We start from the raw sequence: 17,772 nt of genomic DNA, 5'->3' as shown, positions 1-17,772 counted from the left end.
ATGCTCCACCCGTCGAGAGGATTACTGTGCCCTCCCTATCCTCACCGCGATCCCTTCGCGGGGCCGCCCGGACCACTGGGGTTCTGGCCGTGCTGCTGGCCATGATCGGCGCACTGCTGGTCGTCCTGCCTCATTCCGCGCAGGCTGCCACCAATGAGAGGATCATCATCAGCGACCTGAGCCTGATCTCCTCTGACGCCAATGGGAATGAGGACCCCTCGGACACCAGCGTCAAGGTCGACGACTTCCTCAAACTCAGCTTCAGCTGGGACGGATCGGCTGCCGATATCGCCTCCGGTGACTCCTTCCAGATCACTCTCCCCGATTTCCTGCGCAACCGCGAGACCATTCCTGCCCAGCCCCTGTCCGTCCAGCACAACGGCACCACGGTGGACATCGGCTCCTGCGCCCTGGAGGCCACGACCATCACCTGCACCTTCAATGACAAGCTCACCGAGGTGCGCGATCAGGGCTTCAACGGCTTCCGCGGCAAGGGCAGTGCTCTCCTCGTGGCGACGCAAGCCACGGAATTGGACACCGCTGAGATCAACGCCAACGGACAGATCACCCAGGTTGCCATCCCGGGTGGCAAGATCTCGGAGAACGTCGGCCTGAACTACGAGCCCGAGGGCCTGCGTAAGTGGGCCTTCCCTGTCACGGCGAGCTCCACGGCGGTGGACTGGGAGATCAGCTTCGGCTTCCCCCGCGTCCAGGAGGCGCTGGCGGCTGCGGGAACCCCGATCATCGTGGATGGCCAGACCCGCTCCACCATCACCCTGACCGATACCCTTGAGCCCGGCCAGGTCTACGTCGAGGATCCCAGCGCGTGGAAGCTGGAGATCGGCACCGCCCGGGACCGCTCCGCGGTCCACGGCCAGGTCACCGACGCCAGTGGCGCTGACAAGGACACCTCCCAGGGCGACTTCGATCTGAGCGTCACAGTGAATGGCAATACCGCCACCATCACGGTGACCGGGCCCTTCGCGCCTGACACCAACTACATCGTCTACTACGCCTCCACCCCGATCTCGCAGAGCGGCACGGTCCAGCCCGGCATGGAGTACACCAACCGGGCCTCCCTCGTGGGGACCGATCTGAGCTCCAGCTTCACGGTGTACTACACCAAGTCCTTCTCCATCGAGGTCACCATGGAGCGCGGCTTCGGCGGATTCTCCGTCACCAAGCTGCTCTCCGGCGAAGCCGCCGACAAGGTCAAGGAGGGCACCTCCTTCGACGTCGTCATCGACTACCAGCTGCCGGGCTCCAACAAGGTCAGTGACTACGCCGATGAGGGCTGGAAGGCCCCGGGCACGATCAACGACAGTCAGACCGGTGGACGCACCACGATGAAGGTCACCGTGGGTGAGATCACGACCTTCAACGGGACCTTCCCGGCTGGCACGATCATCACCCCCAGCGAGGATCCCACGACGGCATCTCCCGCTCCTGCGGGCGTGACCTGGGGAGCTCCGAGATTCAGCATCGGTGACCTCTCCGGCCCGTCCTTCACCATCGGCGATCAGCAGTCCGCCGCGGTCTTCCTGCGCAACTCCGCGCAGACGCAGGACGTGCCCGCGACCGGTCGATTCGCGGCCACCAAGAATGTTGAGGGCGCCGAGGCCTTGGAGGGCGACGAGTTCTCCTTCACCTACGAGTGCCTCAACGGCAGCTCCGGGAGCTTCACGCTCACAGAGCACAATGAGCGCACGCAGTTCTTCGAGAGCCCGGAACTGCCCGCAGGCACGCAGTGCACGATCACCGAGACCAACGCGGAGCGCGGCGGCCACACCGTGGTCACCACGATCACTGTGAGCAGTCCTGATGCGGCCCCGGGGGATACTCCCCCGGTGACGACGGGCAAGGCTGCGACCGTGACCATCCCCGGCAGCTCTGAGCCTGTGCTCCTGTCCGTGGTCAACACCTATACGCCGAGGACCCCGGACGAGCCCGAGCCCCAGCCCACCCCGGACGAGCCCGAGCCCCAGCCCACCCCGGACGAGCCCGAGCCCCAGCCCACCCCGGACGAGCCCGAGCCCCAGCCCACCCCCGATGAGCCCGAGCCCCAGCCCACCCCGGACGAGCCCGAGCCCACCGAGACCCCGACGCAGGAGGGCTCCACGCCCGCTCCTTCAGCGCCCGGTTCCTCAGCTCCTGGCCAGCCGCAGTCCCCGGACTCGCCCACCCCGTCCCAGCCGAGCGGCGGGCTGGCGAGCACCGGTGCGGGCCTGGGCCTGCTCGGAGTGGGGCTGACGGTCCTGGTGGCCGGAGCGATCGCTCTGCGTCTGCGCCGTCGGGCATGACGGCCCCGGCCTGAGCCACCGGCACTCGCCAAGAACCGGGTGGTCTGGCACTGAGGACTCAGTGCCAGACCACCCGGTTCGTCTGTGTTCATCTGTGCATGCGACGGGCGGGCCGCGGCGGATTCACTCCGGGACGATGCTGACCAGCTTGGGGGCCTTGACGATCACCTTGCGCACGCCCTTGCCGTCCAGGGCGCGCACCACGCCGGGGGCGGCCAGGGCCAGCCGCTCCAGCTCCTCGGCGGAGATGCCCGGGTCCACCTGGAGGCGGTCGCGCACCTTGCCCTTGATCTGGACCACGCAGGTGACCTCCTCCGCCTGCAGCAGCGACTCGTCGGTCACCTGTGGGAAGGGCTCGTGCGCCAGGGAGGCCTCATGGCCCAGCCGGCTCCACAGCTCCTCGGCGATATGGGGGGCCACCGGCGCCGTCATGAGCACCAGGGCCTCGATCGCCTCGCGCGGCACCGACTCCAGACCGGTCAGGTGGTTGTTGAGCACGATGAGCTTGGCAATGGCCGTGTTCAGGCGCATGCCCTCGTAGTCCTCGCGCACTCCCACGATCGTGCGGGCGACCAGGCGGCGCGTGGCCTCATCGGCCTCCTCCTCCACCACGGTGAGCTCGCCTGTGGCCTCATCCACCGCATTGCGCCACAGGCGCTGCAAGAAGCGCTGGGCGCCCACCACGGCCCGTGTCTCCCAGGGCCGATCCACGTCCAGGGGGCCCATGGACATCTCGTAGACGCGGAAGGTATCCGCCCCGTAGGCCTCGTACATCTCATCGGGAGTGACGATGTTCTTCAGGGACTTGCCCATCTTGCCGTACTCGCGCTTGACCGGCTCCCCCTTCCAGGTGAACGCGGGCGAGCCGTCCTCACCGGTGACCTCAACGACCTCATCGGCCGGCACGTACTGGCCGCGGGCGTCGGTGTAGGCGTAGGCCTGCACGTAGCCCTGGTTGAACAGGCGATGGTAGGGCTCGGAGGAGGAGACCACACCCAGGTCGAAGAGCACCTTGTGCCAGAAGCGCGAGTAGAGCAGGTGCAGCACCGCGTGCTCCACGCCGCCCACGTACAGGTCGGTCCCACCGGAGGTGTTGCCGGCCTCGGGCCGCGGCCCCATCCAGTAGGCCTCGTTGGCGGGGTCGATGAGCGCGCTGTCATTGCTGGGGTCGGCATAGCGCATCTCATACCAGCACGAGCCCGCCCACTGGGGCATCGTGTTGGTCTCCCGGTAGTAGGTCCGGGGCCCCTCCCCCAGGTCCAGCTCGACCTCCACCCACTCGGTGGCCTTGCCCAGGGGCGGCTCCGGGGAGGACTCGGCATCCTCGGGATCGAAGGAGCGCGGCGAGTAGTCGGTGACCTCCGGCAGCTCGACGGGCAGCATGGACTCGGGCAGGGCGTGGACGCCGCCGTCCTCGTCCCACACGATCGGGAAGGGCTCGCCCCAGTAGCGCTGGCGGGAGAAGAGCCAGTCGCGCAGGCGGTAGGTCACCGCGCCGCGCCCGACCCCCTTGGCCTCCAGCCAGGCGATCATGGCGGCCTTGGCCTCGTCCTTGCCCATCCCGTTGAGGTCCAGGTCCTCATTGGCGGAGTTGATGACCAGGCCGTCACCCGTCCAGGCGGCCTCCTCCAGGCTGAAGCCCTCAGGGGGCTGGATGGTGGCGACGACGTCGAGCTCGTAGGCGCGGGCGAAGTCCCAGTCGCGCTGGTCGCCGGAGGGCACGGCCATGATGGCCCCGGTCCCATAGCCCATGAGCACGTAGTCGGCCACGAAGATCGGCACCCGGCTGCCGTTGACGGGGTTGATGCCGAAGAACCCGGTGAACACCCCGGTCTTGACCCGGCCCTCATCGGTGCGCTCGGCCTCGGTGGCCGCCGCCGCACGCGCCCGGTAGGCGGCCACCGCCTCAGCGGGGGTGGCATGACCGCCGGTCCAGGCATCCCGCGTGCCCTCGGGCCAGGACGCCGGGACGCTCAGCGCCTCCGCGTCAGCAGCGATCTGAGCCTCCGTGCGCACCGAGGCGGAGGAGGCCAGGCCACCCAGCATCGGGTGCTCGGGGGCCACCACCATGAAGGTGGCGCCGAACAGCGTGTCGGGGCGCGTGGTGTAGACACTGAGCTCGCCGACCTCGGAGCCCGCCTCCGCGGCGCCGGGCACGGCGAAGGAGACCTCCGCGCCCTCGGAGCGGCCGATCCAGTTGCGCTGCATGAGCTTGACCTTCTCGGGCCAGTCCACCGTGTCCAGGTCCTCGGCCAGTCGATCCCCGTAGGCGGTGATGCGCATCATCCACTGGCGCAGATTGCGCTTGAAGACCGGGTAGTTGCCGCGCTCGGAGCGGCCCTCGGCGGTGACCTCCTCATTGGCCAGGACCGTTCCCAGGCCCGGGCACCAGTTGACCGGGGCGCTGGAGACATAGGCCAGGCGGAAGGAGTCGATGACCTCGGCCTGCTCAGCCGCGCTCAGGCCCGACCACGGGCGGCCATCGGGCACGGCCACCTCCCCGCTGGCGAGCTTGTCGCGCAGCTCGGACACGGGACGGGCCGCGCCCCGTCCCCGCCCATCGCGGCGCGGAGCCGTGGGGTCGAACCATGAGTTGAAGATCTGCAGGAAGATCCACTGCGTCCAGCGCACATAGTCCAGGTCGATCGTGGCCAGGGAGCGACGCGGGTCGTGGCTGAGCCCCAGGCGGCGCAGCTGGCGGCGCATATTGGCGATGTTGGCCTCGGTGGAGATGCGCGGGTGCTGGCCGGTCTGGACGGCGTACTGCTCGGCCGGCAGGCCGAAGGCGTCATAGCCCATCGTGTACAGGACGTTCTTGCCGGTCATGCGGGTGAAGCGGGCCACCACATCGGTGGCGATATAGCCCAGCGGATGGCCCACGTGCAGCCCCTTGCCCGAGGGGTAGGGGAACATGTCCAGCAGGAAGAACCTCTCCCGCTGAGCCCCGGGGCCGGCCAGGTCCCCCACGGGGTTGTCGCTGTGGAAGACGCCGTCCGCCTCCCACCGATCCTGCCAGGCGGTCTCGATGGAGTCTGCCAGGGCCGCCGTGTAGCGGTAGGGGGTGGCTTCCGCCTCGGCGGCCTGGGCGGCCTGACTGTGGTCCGTCATCCTCGCGGCGCTCTCTTCCGTGTCCATGAGACTGCGGCGGACCGGGACCACCGGCGCTATGGCCGAGGCCGTTATGCGCGAGAACTCGCCCGATCCGCCCTGTACCAGGGCACAGCCTATATCCTGGCGGCCGCGCACCGGTCCGCCACCTGCCCGGACGGGATTTGAGGCCCATCACGTCCCGTCCGCCGTCGGCCAGCAGCACCAGAGCACGAAACACTCATCGGGTAGCCTGATCCTCCGGATAACCCGTGGCAACCGCATGTGGGCCGGAATCCCGCACCCGGGCACACCCCTGAGAAGAGGATGCATGAACCCGAACTCCCCCCACTCACGCAGTTCGAGCTCACGGACGGGAGCCATCGGCGCGCTCCTGGAGCGAGTGACCCACAGGCTCGAGTCCGAGGTGTTCTCGGGCCTGCTCATGGTGACGGCCGCCGTTGTGGCGCTCATCTGGGCCAACTCGCCCCTGCGCGGGAGCTATGAGGCGATCTCGAGCACTGTCATCGGCCCCCACTCCCTTCATCTGGACCTGTCGGTGGCGACGTGGGCGGCGGACGGCCTCCTGGCGATCTTCTTCTTCGTCGTGGGCCTGGAGCTCAAGCAGGAGTTCGTCGTCGGCTCCCTGCGGGATGTCAAGGAGGCGGCCCTGCCGATGCTGGCCGCCGTCTTCGGCATGGTGGGCCCCGCCCTGGTCTACGTGGGCATCCAACTGGCCTCGGGCTCCGGGCACCTCCATGGCTGGGCGGTGCCCACGGCCACTGATATCGCCTTCGCCGTGGCGGTGCTGTCGATCTTCGGCCGTGGCCTGCCCCCCGCGGCCCGCACCTTCCTGCTGACCCTGGCCGTGGTCGACGACCTCCTGGCGATCATCGTCATCGCCCTGTTCTACTCCCATGGCTTCCACCCGCTGGCGCTTGTGGGCGCCCTGGCCGTGGTGGTGGTCTTCGCCCTCCTGGTGCGCAAGGGCTTCACCCGGTGGTACGTGCTCATCCCGCTGGGCGTCATGGCCTGGTGGCTCATGCACTCCTCGGGCGTGCACGCCACCATCGCCGGCGTGCTGCTGGGCATGGTCGTGCCCGCCAAGCCCACCCGCACCGAGCCGACCGGCATGACGGCGCGCTTCGCCCATGCCGCCCACCCGTGGAGCGCGGGGCTGGCCCTGCCGATCTTCGCCCTGTTCGCCGCCGGGGTCAGCATCGTCGACGGCGGGGGCTTCGGGCAGGTCATCACCGACCCGGTGTCCATGGGCATCTACCTGGGCCTGCCCCTGGGCAAGATCCTGGGCATCTGGGGCTCTGTGGTGCTCCTGACCCGGTTCACCCGCCTGCACCTGGGCCACGGCATCGACAATGCCGACATCCTGGCGCTGTCGGCCATCGCCGGCATCGGCTTCACGGTCTCGCTGCTCATCGCCGGACTGGCCTTCGGCGATGGCCCTCTGACCGACCACGCCCGGGCGGCGGTCATTCTGGGAACGGCGATCTCGACGATCCTGGGGGCGGGGCTGGTCCAGCACCGGGTGCGCCAGCCGCGCAGGGGTCAGCCCTCCACCCGCGGCCACGTCATGCGCCCCCGCCACTGAGCTCGTGCCCTGGGGCCGGCCACTGCCCTCCACCGCCCGGCCCCAGGGCTGGGGCCCCTAAAGCGCCGCGGAGCTCAGGTCCGCGGGGACGAAGGAGGCCCACCCCTGCTCGCGCAGGCCGGCGCGCAGACGCTCCATGGCCTCATCGAGCTCCACACCGGGGACGTCACGGCGCGCCGAGGCGAAGGCCAGCTCCGCCTCGTTGCGGATGGGCAGGACATGGAGGTGGAGGTGGTCCACGCCGAAGCCGGCCACGATGAGCCCGGCCCTGGGCGCCCCGAAGACCTGCACCTGCGCGGCGCCGATGCGCTTGGCCACCACCGCCATATGCGCCACCAGCTCATCGGGGGCGTCGATGTAGGAGTCGATCGCCTCCCGGGGCACCACCATGACGTGTCCGGGAGCATGCGGCTCGATGGTGGCGAAGGCGACCACCTGCTCGTCAGCCCACACGAATCGGCCGGGGATCTCGCCGGCGATGATCTTGGTGAAAACAGTGCTCATGGCCCCATTATCCCCTGCCGCCCCGGGTTGCGGGCACGGTGCACGAGTGCATCAGGCCAGGATCCACACCGTCCCGTCGGGCACGACGGCGGGCACCGCTCCCTCATCCAGGCGGCGCACCGCACTGGCTCGCCTGCGCTTGCCCTCGGGCTCGGCCGGGGCCATGGTCCCCCTCTCAATGAGCTCCACTCGGGTGTCCAGGGCGATCCCCGCACGGGCCAGGTGGCGCAGCGTCTGGGAGTCGTCCTTGATCCGCCCCACCAGTCCCTGCGCCCCCACCCGCAGGGACTCCACCGGCACCAGCTCGGGGACCACCAGGTCGCCCTCAGCGGTGGGGATGGGGTCCCCGTGGGGGTCGCGCAGTGGCCGGCCCAGCACCGTGTCCAGGCGCTCCAGGAGGCGGTCGGACACGGCGTGCTCCAGCTCCTCGGCCTCGACATGGACCTCGTCCCATTCGAAGCCCAGGCGGGTGACCAGGTAGGTCTCCAGGAGGCGGTGGCGGCGAACGATGGCCATGGCCCTGCGCCTGCCCTCCTCGGAGAGGGTGACCGCCTTGTAGGGCTCGTGGATGAGCAGGCCCTCGTCGACCAGGCGGGCCACGTTCTCCGAGGCGGTCGAGGCCGCCACCTCCATGCGCCGGGCCAGCCCGGTGATCGAGGCCCCGGCCCCGCCCCACTCGCAGGCCGCCCACACGGCCTTGAGATAGTCCTGGGTCACCGTGGACTCGGCCACCGAAGGATCTCCAGCGGCACCCGATGCGCCCGGGGGTGTCACAGCAGCGCCATCCACTGGTTCCAGAAGGCGACGACGATCACCAGAACCACCATGAGGTACAGCAGTCCGGTGATCCACCAGCGCTGCCCCGCCAGAGTCCCGGCCACCTCCCGGCTCAGCCCGAGATGCCCGCCCAGGGCCGCCCACGCCCAGGTATTGACGGCCACGGGGATCGTCACCGCCCAGATCACCATGCAGTAGGGGCACAGCTTGGCGAAGGTCACCACGGAGATCGTCAGGAACCAGGCCACGAAGGCGATGCCGCCCGCGCAGCCGGCGCTCAGCGCCCACCAGATCCATCGGGGCAGGCGGACACCGGACAGCAGCAGCGCCCCGATGGCCGCCAGCGCAGCGAAGGCCATCGCGCCGACGAAGGAGTTGGGCACCCCCAGCAGGTTTCCCTGCCAGACGTTGAGCGTGTCCCCACAGGCGACGAGGGGGTTGAGATCGCAGGTCAGATCGGCCAGGGGCTCTTTGAGGAGCTGGATCTGGGATCGGATGAGCTGCCAGCAGGCCAGCCCTCCGATCGCCGAGCAGATGAGGAGCAGCAGGCCGTAGGAGCGGGGGGCTCCGCTGCGCTGCAGCCATCCGGCCTCCGGCTCCTGTCCCGAGGGGCCGATGAGCTCGGACATGGCGCTGTCATGCTGGGAGGCGCGGCTCAGGTACTCCTCCAGCTCCTCCTCGCTCATGGCGTCGATCTCGGCCTCGGTGGGCACTCGCGTCATCTGCTGATGTCTCCTTGCTGATGAGGATCGGCAGGCCGGGCCGGCTGCGAGCCGGCCCTGTCCGTGTGCCTGGCTGGACACGGCGCTCATTGTGCCCCATGTGGGCCGGCAGGCGAACGGTGCCGACGTCGGCCGGTGTCGTATCACCTCTGGGCACCGGTGCTGCTCGGCGTCGGCGACTGGCTGGGTCCGGTGGTGGGGCTGGCATCGGCCGCTGAGGGCTGTGCCGGGGGAACCGGTCTCCAGGCCCCCACGGTCACGGAGGAATCAGGGTGGAGGATGATGACTCGCCATGCCACCAGCGCGCCGCCGGCGTCGAATGACATCACGTGCAGGTAGGCGTCCTCGGTCACCGCCCCCAGCGAGGTGCCGCCCTTCCCGGCCCCCGAGATCAGGGCGGAGACTGGGCCGTTGGGTCCCTGCACCGTCGTCATCCCCCGCTCGGCGTGGACGTGACCGGCCAGGAGCAGGGGGGCGCAGCCCGAGGACTGCAGGGGCTCGAAGGTGGCGGGCTGGTGGATGAGGACCAGGTCGGGTCGCGTGCTGCCGCAGCTGGTCGAGGCCAGGCGCTGGCCGACCTGCGCGGCGCTCTCCCCGTTGCGAGAGCGACTGCCGGTGGCGGTGGTGCGGTCCGGGTCGTCGTCGCCCAGGATGCGCAGAGGTCCGACGGCCTGGACGGTGCCGTCGGTGACGGTCCACCCCTGGGAGCGCAGGCGGGCCGCGGTGGAGTCCGAGTCGTGATTGCCGATCGTGGCAACCTTGTCCACCCCCTTGGGCAGCGCGTTGCTCAGCGCGTCGACGCAGACCTGCTCGGGGTTCGAGCCGGTCATGGTCAGATCCCCGTCGTCCATGTGAATGTCTGAGCCGGAGAGCTCGTTGAGGGTCCCGGCGAGCGAGATGACGTCGAGGTTGCAGTGCAGATCGGTGGACAGGACGGCTGTGGTGACTGCGCGTGAGGCAACGGCGGCCGCGCCCGTCAGAGGCGGGGAGGCACTCGCCGCGGCGGTCGGGCCTCCTGAGGCTGTGGACGCCGTGGACGCTGTGGACGCCGTGGGCGCAGCGGGCGCTGTGGTGGCGCCGTCGCCCGGCGCCGGCTGGGAGGCGCTGCCGGCCACGAGGGCCGACAGCGCCGTGGCGGAGACGATGGCGGCCTGCTGGGCCAGGGCCTCATCGTCCACCTGCCCGTCCGCGGCCTTGACATGCACGGCCCCACCCAGTTCCTGCGAGCGCTCCCAGGCGACGCGGAGATTGGTCTCGGCCGTGGTGTAGAAGGTCTTATTGGTCTCCAGGAACTCGGTGACGCGCGGGCCGTAGGCGGTGGCGATATCGGCGATGCGGCCCGACAGGCGCGCGTGGGCCAAAGGCGTGCCCTCCAGCGCCGGGAGCGTCGTCCCGCGCACGGGATCGGGGCGCAGCGCGGGCACGAGCAGGGCCGCGACGGTGGCCACGACCACCGATGAGGCGATCACGGCTGCCGGCCTTCGCCTCGCGCCCAGCCACAGGACATCGCGCAGGCGCCCGGAGCCGGCCATGCGGATCGCCGTGATCGCGCACAGGATGAGGGCCTCGACGACTCCGGCCCGGCGCAGCGCGTCATGGATGAGGGCGTGCTGAACCCGCTCGATGGTCAGCTCGGGATGGCTGATGACGGAGATGTAGGAGGCGACGTCGGAGGACAGGGATTCCCCCACACTCGCCGAGTCGGCGGCCGCGGGGTCAGGGGCAGAGGGGATCTCCCCCAGGACGACCTCCACGCCGAGAGGGCCGGCCGGCGAGTCCATCGAGGCCATTCCCAAGGGCCCCAGGTCGAGGGTGACCCTGGAGTCCAGGGTGGTGGACCAGGTGGCCTCGTGGGGGCCCAGGGGCGATGAGACGCTGGCGGTGGCCAGCCCGATGAGGGCTGACAGGAGCGAGGTGGTGACCACCAGCGCCAGGGTGCGCACGGCCTGCCGGAAGCCCAGGCTGCGCCCGCGCCACCACAGCCACAGGCCGCTGAGTGCACGGCCCGCGGCGGTCCTGACCTGCCAGGGCCTCACCCAACCGCCTCCCGGGCCGTGGACTGCTGGGGGATCCGCCTGGCCAGCTCGTCAACGACGACGACGGTCTCCTGCCAGTCGGCGACCGCCCGGCAGGGCACGCCCAGCGCCTTGACCGGGTAGTCGTTGCCGTCGGGGTCCAAGCGGTCCCCGATGAAGAGCATGCTCTCAAGGCCGATGCCGGTGACCTGGGAGAGCCTGCGCATGCCGTAGGCCTTGTCCACGCCCTTGAGCGTGATGTCCACGCTGGTCGAGCCGCCCGATCGCACCTCCAGCTCGGGCAGGCGGGCGGCGACGGCATCCCGCAGGGCGCTCTTCCGCTCACCGGTGGGGTCCCAGGCCTTCTTGGCCTCCAGAGGGGCCTCCTGGCCCAGGGCGGAGAAGGTGATCTGGCTTCCGCGGTTCTCCAGAGCCGGGCCCCAGGTCCGCTCCTGCCACAGTCCCAGGGCCCTGGCCTCTGCCTCGACGACGGCGAAGCCCTCCTGGATCTGCTCGGGGCTCAGGTCGTTGGCGTAGACGAGTCGCCACCCGGCAGGAGCTCCATCCTGCTGTGGGGCAGCAGCATCATGCACGTAGTAGCGAGTGCCGCAGGTGGGCATGAGGTGCAGGCGGGCCAACTGCTGCGGCCCGGCCTCCAGGTGCGCGAGAACCTGGTCGCGGAACTGGGCGATCTGGCCCCCGGAGATGATGCAGACCGGGACGACGTCGAGCAGGGAGCCCAGGGCGGTCGCCATGGTGGGCGGCATCGCCGACTTCGAGGGGGCCAGGGTGTCATCGAGATCGAAGGCGACCAGGGCCGGGGCAGGACTCGCCTGTTCTGGTTCAGTCATGACCGACATTGTCGCCCACCGCCCTGGAAAAGCGCGCAACGGCGTGCTGGGCGCTGCCGGACCCTGTGCCCTCACTGCTCGCGCCATTGCTCCCCGCACACGCGCTCCAGGGCCGTATGCTCCAGACATGTCCCAGGATGACGGCATCTCGCCGAGTCTCTCCGCCGCCGAGCGCGCCGCCGATCCTGCCACCCCCGAGGCTGAGCTGCGCCAGCTGTCCTTGCTGCGCCACGACCTCCACCACCTGCTGGCGGCCAATCCCACCACGCCCGAGGACGTTGTCGAGCGCCTCCGATCCTCCTCGGATCGACGCGTGGCCGCGGCACTGGCCGCACGGCCTCCCGCGTCCTCGGCTCGGCCCGCGCGCCGGCCCTCGTCGCCCGCCGAGCCCATGGGCCCCGCATCCAACGATGCCGCGACAACGGCCACGCGGATCAGCGCGACCCTCCGCTCCCCCACCCTCCGTCAATCGCCCTCCCCACCGCTCAACCGCCGTTCGCCCCGCCGAATGGTGGTCGGCGCCGTGATCGTCCTGGCCGTCGTGGCAGCGGGAGTCCATCTGGCCGGCCGGGATGATGTCTCCTTGACGGTGGGAGCGCTCAACGCCGCCTCGGCGTCACCCACCGCGACGACGGGTCCCTCGGTCCCGCAGGGCCTGCTGTCCACGCCGTCCACGGGCGGCGCCGTGCCCCAGGGCGCTGACGAGTCAGCGTTGTCGGATGCCTGGGCGCGGGGCGCCGCGCGGGTATGGGGGGAGAACATCGGCACCGACCACGATGCCATCGTCGTCGCCGGCGACTACCTCCTGGCGCTCAAGGGGGCGGCCCTGAGCGCCTATACCCCGATCGCGAAGGATGGCCTCAAGGAGGCGTGGCGCATCCAACTCCCAGAGGCAACGGATCTGCCCCTCCTGCCATGGGGCGACAACACCGCCATCTACGGCTCCACGCTCATCGACCTGGCCACGGGCAGCACGCGTCCAGCGCCTTGGAGCAGCGGGACCACGGTAGTTGTGGCCGACGATGTGGCCATCAGTTGCGATGCCGCCGGGACCTGCACCGCCTGGAGCCTTGAGGGGACGATCCGCTGGAGCATCTGGATTCCCGGGTCGAGTTCCTCCCCAACGCTGCTTCCCTCAACCGGGGATGGCCTCTCCGTTGTCCAGCACGGCGGGCAGCGGCTCATCGCGCTGAGGAGCACGGTGGTCAACCTCGACGATGGAGCCACCATGGCCCTGGCCCCTCCCCGGGGTGGGCGGAGCGATGACGTCGAGGCCATCGAGACCCTGCCGTGCCGGGACGGATGGTTCGTCGTCGTGCGCTTCGCGAGCCCTGACATCCCTGACCGGGCCGCGGCCTATGACTTCTCCGGGCGGCATCTCTGGGAAGGGCCGCTGAGCCTGGACGATGCCCGCGAGCTGCCCCGCGCCGTGATCCCCGAGGGCACCTTCCCCACGCTCCAGGAGCGGTGGGCGCAGGGCGTCGGCGCCCAGGAGGCCTTCTCCGGCAGGGCCTTCGCCACGGTGGAGCAACAGCGGGTGGTCACTGTCACTCTGACCAACGGCGACACGATCTCCGCCCCCACTCATCGTGAGGACTCATTCACCACCTTCGCGGCCACCACGACGCCCAAGGGGCGCCTCATCGCCTTCCACGGCCGTACCGACCAGGAGAGCAGCACCTGCCTCACGGGTCTGTACGACAGCCGGAAGGGCCGGTTCATCGCCTTCTACGACGTCAAGCCCGGCGAGGATGTCCTCATCCAGGTCTCTCCCGAGCTCCTGGTCACCTATGACCCGGAAACAGGCGGCCTCAAAGCCTATGCGCCGCTCGGATAGGACGCTGAGGCAGAGAGCCTGCCCGTGCGGGGCCGACTCGCCGGCGGCCAGTGGCGCCGGTGACGCGCGCACGGCTCACCTCCGCGTCCCCATCAGGCCGCGCAAGGCCGCACCGGTCGACTATCCGCGCAACCTCGTCGAGGTTGCGCGGATAGTCGCCTGGTCGCCATCGGCGGGGACATCGGCGCTCAGGGCTCAGCGAGCGCCGAGTCGATGCTCAGCCCCTGCGGCGTCGAACCAGGGCCACACCACCGATCATGGCGGCCAGGATCATCACCATGGGCAGCCCCACGCTGATGCCGGTCCGGGCCAGGGAGGGCCCGGGGGCGGAGGCAGTGGCAGGCGGCGTCTGCTCACCAGACGGCGTCGGCTCGCCAGGGGTGGGGGACTCACCGGGCGTGGGCGCCGGCGGCTCGGGGCTCTCGGCGTAGGCGTTGATGAAGGTGGTGGCCACCACCTCGTCCTTGTCCGAGATCGTCACCGTCTGGGCCTGCGGTGCGGCCAGGGTGTGGCCCTCCAGCTCGGCGGCGGCCGCGTCCTCGGTGATCGTGCACTGCGTGCCGGTGGGCAGCGCCGGGCCGGATACTGCCTCACCGTCCGCCTTGACGGACAGCGCGCCTTCGGAGCCGTCGGTGCAGGTGTAGGCGAAGGAGAACTCCTTGTCACCGACCTGGGCGCCCGTCACCGTCTTGAGCACCGAGAAGGTGCCCGTGTGGCGGGTGTAGGTGTTGGTCAGGGACAGGGCCGCGGTCTCGTCCTTCTTGGAGATCGTCACCGTCTGGGCCTGAGGGATGGCGACGTCGTAGCCCGCGACCTGGGCCGAGGAGCCCCTCTCCGCCACGCTGCACTCGGCGCCGATGGGAAGCTGGATCCCCGAGCCCACAGCGCTTCCGTCGCCCGGGACCTGGATCTCGCCGGCCCTGTCCCCCTCCACGGAGGTGCAGGAGTACTCGACGATGAAGGACCTGCCCTGGTGCTCCTCGGCCCCGTCACCGGCCACGGTCTTGGCCACGGAGAAGGTGCCGCGATCAAGGGTGTAGGTGTTCGTCGCGGACACTGCCACGGCGGCGGCGTCCTGACCGGTGATGTCGAAGGTCGCCTTGGCGCCGTCGACGGCCTTCCCGTTGACGCTCAGAGCACCGTTCCAGGAGGCGCGCTCGATGGCGGCGTCCTTCTCGGTGACCGTGCATGAGCCGGTGGGCACGTCGGCGACGTGCTTGGTCTCGCCCGCCTTGAGCGTGAGCTCCTCGGAGACGGTGGCCTTGCCGGTCACGGCGTCGGTGCAGGTGTAGGTGAAGGTGAAGTCCTTGTCCCCGGCCAGCGCGGCGCCGTCGCCCTGGACGGTCTTGGACACCGAGAAGCCCCCGGTCAGGCGGGTGTAGGTGTTGGTCACCGTGGCCTCGGCGACCTGGTCCTTGACGATGGTCACCGTGGGCGAGGAGTAGGCCGTGGTCACGGAGAAGCCGTCGCGATGGGCCGAGGCCGCGTCCTCGCTCAGGGTGCAGGAGGTGCCGGTGGGCAGGGCCGGGCCGTCCACGGCCGTGCCGTCCATGGGCACCTCGAGGGTGCCGCTGGTGGTCTCGGCGTCGTCGCAGGTGTAGGTCACCTTGACCGAGTCGCCGGCGGCGGGGGCGTAGTCGCCCTCGACGGCCTTCTTGACCGTGAAGGTGCTGGTGTCGCGGGTGTAGGTGTTCGTGGCGGTGACGGCGACGGTCTCGTCCTTGCCGATGGTCACCGTGTCCTGGGACAGGCTGGAGGCCACCGAGTAGCCCGCTCTGGCGGCCGAGGCGGCGTCCTCGGCCACGGTGCAGGTGGCGCCCGCTGGGAGCCTCGGGGAGGTCACCGCCGTGCCGTCGCCGGGAACCGACAGGGTGCCCTCAGTGCCATCGGTGCAGGTGTAGGTGAAGGAGAAGGCGCTCTTGGCGAAGCCGTCCTCACCGCCCTGGACCGACTTGGCGATGGAGAAGGCGCCCATGTCGCGCGTGTAGGTGTTGGTGAACTCGGCGGTGGCCACCTCGGCGGTGGCGGCGCCGATCGTCACGGTCTGCGCCTCGGGGGCGGTCAGGGTGTATCCGTCGATCGCGGCGGCGGAGGCATCCTCGGTCACGGTGCAGGTGGTGCCCGGGGCGAAGGTCTTGTCCGCCGCGACGGCTGCGCCGTCACCCTTGGCCATCACGGTCCCCGACTGCCCATCGGAGCAGGTGTAGGAGAAGGTGTAGTCCTTGGTCCCGGCGCCCTCGGCACCGGAGGCGGACTTCTTGACCTGGAAGGTGCCCGGCTCCTCGGCCGGCTCGGCGATGTTGACCAGGGAGACCTTGGTGGAGGTCTGGTCGGCGATGGTGAAGGTGCTGGTGGCCTGGTTGCCCACGGTGAACTCGGGGGTCATCCAGGCATAGCCCTCGGGCTTGGGAGAGGCGCTGGCGGTGTCCTCGGACAGGGTGACGACGGTGCCCTTGGGGAATGTCGCCGGGAAGGTGCTGGTCTTGCCGATGTGGACCTTCATGGTGGTCGATCCGCTCATGCCATCGGCGTTGAGCGTTCCGGGGGCGCTCCAGCCCGTGTAGGCGGAGGCCGGTCCGGGGAGGGTGTAGTCGACTGCGACGTCGAGAGTGGTGCTTGCCACATCGACGGAGTCCAGGGCGGAGCCCTTGAGGCTCTTGAGGACCTCGAAGCCCCCGAAGCCCGCGGCCATCTCCACGGTGACCTTGAATGACTCCGCGTAGCTGCGCGTGAACTCGCCCTCGATGCCGGAGTTGTTGAGAGAGGCCTGGTTGCCGTACTGCACTCCAACCGTGGCCTTGCCGCTCTTGGAGGTGAAGGTCACCGGGTAGGAGATCTTGTAGTTCGTCTTCGCGGCGAGGGGGCCGGTGATCGTGATGGTGGCGACCTGTCCGTCAACATCGACCGACATGTCGAAATCGCCGTAGGTGTTGTTGAGGTCCGTGCCGGCGGCGTTGGTGACGGCGACTCCGGCGAGGTTGGGCTCGGCGGCGCTGTTGCGCACCATGAGGAACCACTTGCTCATGTCGGTGCCATAGGTCATGCCGGCGCCCAGGGTGTCGGTGATGACGATGGTGTCGCGGGTGGCGCCGTCGACCGTGATGGGGCTGGAGCCGTTGGCCAGCCCCTGCTTGATGTAGTCCGAGCCGAAATTGACCTCCCAGATCATCGAGGTGGAGGAGGAGTTGATGACTGACGACATCTTGGTGAACTTGAAGGGGGTGTAGACAGTCGGCGCGACGCCGGAGATGCCTCCACTGCCAGGGAGCTTGACACTCACCGTCTGGGAGCCGTTGACCGTCATGTCCACCGAGCTGGCAGTGGTGGTCTGGGTGATGAGGAGCAGACCCATGCCGGCGCCCTTGAAGTCCGTGAACCCGGCATTCCTGAGCTCATCCACCTTCGAGGAGAAGGTGCACACGACCTCCTTCTCGCTCAGCTCGCAGGTGCCGATCTCGGTCAGCTGACCGTTGTAGGTCACCTGCATGGGGGCGCTGATGGGGTACTCGAGATTCTTGAAGTAGGTCCCCAGGTTGATGGAGAAGGAGTCCCCCGACTTGACGGTGGTCTTGGTCGCATCCCAGTTGTAGCTGAGCTTGGCGACATCCTGGTTGGTCAGCCCCCCGGAGGCGTTATTGCCGTCGCGGTCGGACTTGATGAGCGTCAGACCGGTGACCTCGATGCCGGGGTTGACGGCGGCATGGGCCTGGATGGGCGTGACGACGCCCAGGGCCAGGGCCAGCAGCGCCAAGAGGGCGGCTGCCAGCGGAACCCGTCTGGACTCCGCCCATCTGCGGCTGGTGGGAGTGAGCATGGGAACTTCCTCTTCAGTAGGGATGATTGATTCACAAACAATGCATCCAGCATACAGAGGGGAAAATTATCTCGTCGTGAATGTGAGCAACCAGGCGATAACTCTTGTCACCGTTATATGATCGCGATGGAAACATGATCTCAGTGAGATAATGAGACTGGCGCCGATACCGCTCAGAGATCCTTCTTAATATTTCCTCCACATACCGCAACGCTCTTTTCCTTTTTCCACAGCGGGAAATCCTCCGGGCGATCGCCTC

General features: G+C 69.3%; 10 protein-coding genes. 3 read left to right on the top strand and 7 right to left on the bottom strand.

Features of this window, described 5'->3' with window-relative positions; translation table 11 throughout:
* Window positions 1-26: 26 nt before the first annotated feature.
* Window positions 27-2,300, top strand: a complete 2,274-nt coding sequence (locus EL266_RS08045; protein WP_026427652.1) for a DUF7926 domain-containing protein — start codon at window positions 27-29, stop codon at window positions 2,298-2,300.
* A gap of 123 nt (window positions 2,301-2,423) precedes the next feature.
* Here EL266_RS08045 and EL266_RS08040 read toward each other — a convergent pair whose 3' ends face one another.
* A complete protein-coding gene (locus EL266_RS08040; RefSeq protein ID WP_026427651.1) occupies window positions 2,424-5,408 on the bottom strand; it encodes a leucine--tRNA ligase in 2,985 nt (994 codons plus the stop codon).
* A gap of 310 nt (window positions 5,409-5,718) precedes the next feature.
* On the opposite strand from EL266_RS08040, the gene nhaA reads away from it, so the two are divergent.
* A complete protein-coding gene (gene nhaA, locus EL266_RS08035) occupies window positions 5,719-6,993 on the top strand; it encodes a Na+/H+ antiporter NhaA (protein WP_051281360.1) in 1,275 nt (424 codons plus the stop codon).
* A gap of 57 nt (window positions 6,994-7,050) precedes the next feature.
* On the opposite strand, the gene EL266_RS08030 is transcribed toward nhaA, so the two are convergent.
* From EL266_RS08030 to EL266_RS08010, 5 genes are all read right to left on the bottom strand, one after another.
* Complete coding sequence (locus EL266_RS08030) at window positions 7,051-7,497, bottom strand: HIT family protein (protein WP_026427650.1); 447 nt, start codon at window positions 7,495-7,497, stop codon at window positions 7,051-7,053.
* Window positions 7,498-7,548: 51 nt separating this feature from the next.
* On the bottom strand, window positions 7,549-8,271 hold the full coding sequence (locus EL266_RS08025; RefSeq protein WP_051281359.1) for a metal-dependent transcriptional regulator: 723 nt from the start codon (window positions 8,269-8,271) through the stop codon (window positions 7,549-7,551).
* A complete protein-coding gene (locus EL266_RS08020; protein WP_026427648.1) occupies window positions 8,268-8,996 on the bottom strand; it encodes a vitamin K epoxide reductase family protein in 729 nt (242 codons plus the stop codon). Before EL266_RS08020 ends, EL266_RS08025 begins: the two co-directional genes overlap by 4 nt.
* 143 nt (window positions 8,997-9,139) lie before the next feature.
* Window positions 9,140-11,032 (bottom strand): metallophosphoesterase family protein, encoded by a 1,893-nt coding sequence (locus EL266_RS08015; protein WP_051281358.1) that lies wholly within the window; start codon window positions 11,030-11,032, stop codon window positions 9,140-9,142.
* Window positions 11,029-11,862 carry an HAD hydrolase family protein gene (locus EL266_RS08010; RefSeq protein WP_026427647.1) on the bottom strand — a complete coding sequence of 278 codons (834 nt, stop codon included), beginning with the start codon at window positions 11,860-11,862 and terminating at the stop codon, window positions 11,029-11,031. Before EL266_RS08010 ends, EL266_RS08015 begins: the two co-directional genes overlap by 4 nt.
* A 127-nt stretch (window positions 11,863-11,989) precedes the next feature.
* On the opposite strand from EL266_RS08010, the gene EL266_RS08005 reads away from it, so the two are divergent.
* A complete protein-coding gene (locus EL266_RS08005; RefSeq protein ID WP_026427646.1) occupies window positions 11,990-13,699 on the top strand; it encodes a variant leucine-rich repeat-containing protein in 1,710 nt (569 codons plus the stop codon).
* Between the two features lie 217 nt (window positions 13,700-13,916).
* Here EL266_RS08005 and EL266_RS13415 read toward each other — a convergent pair whose 3' ends face one another.
* On the bottom strand, window positions 13,917-17,513 hold the full coding sequence (locus tag EL266_RS13415; protein WP_026427645.1) for a DUF5979 domain-containing protein: 3,597 nt from the start codon (window positions 17,511-17,513) through the stop codon (window positions 13,917-13,919).
* Between the last annotated feature and the right edge of the window lie 259 nt (window positions 17,514-17,772).

This window comes from Actinomyces slackii, assembly GCF_900637295.1.
Lineage (GTDB): Bacteria > Actinomycetota > Actinomycetes > Actinomycetales > Actinomycetaceae > Actinomyces > Actinomyces slackii.
This window is presented reverse-complemented; position numbering and strand designations above follow the sequence as displayed.

Coding starts and splice junctions, on each gene's coding strand:
- EL266_RS08010 (WP_026427647.1), bottom strand. CDS start 11,862: ATGACTGAACCAGAACAGGCGAGTCCTGCCCCGGCCCTGGTCGCCTTC.
- EL266_RS13415 (WP_026427645.1), bottom strand. CDS start 17,513: ATGCTCACTCCCACCAGCCGCAGATGGGCGGAGTCCAGACGGGTTCCG.
- nhaA (WP_051281360.1), top strand. CDS start 5,719: ATGAACCCGAACTCCCCCCACTCACGCAGTTCGAGCTCACGGACGGGA.
- EL266_RS08040 (WP_026427651.1), bottom strand. CDS start 5,408: ATGACGGACCACAGTCAGGCCGCCCAGGCCGCCGAGGCGGAAGCCACC.
- EL266_RS08030 (WP_026427650.1), bottom strand. CDS start 7,497: ATGAGCACTGTTTTCACCAAGATCATCGCCGGCGAGATCCCCGGCCGA.
- EL266_RS08005 (WP_026427646.1), top strand. CDS start 11,990: ATGTCCCAGGATGACGGCATCTCGCCGAGTCTCTCCGCCGCCGAGCGC.
- EL266_RS08020 (WP_026427648.1), bottom strand. CDS start 8,996: ATGACGCGAGTGCCCACCGAGGCCGAGATCGACGCCATGAGCGAGGAG.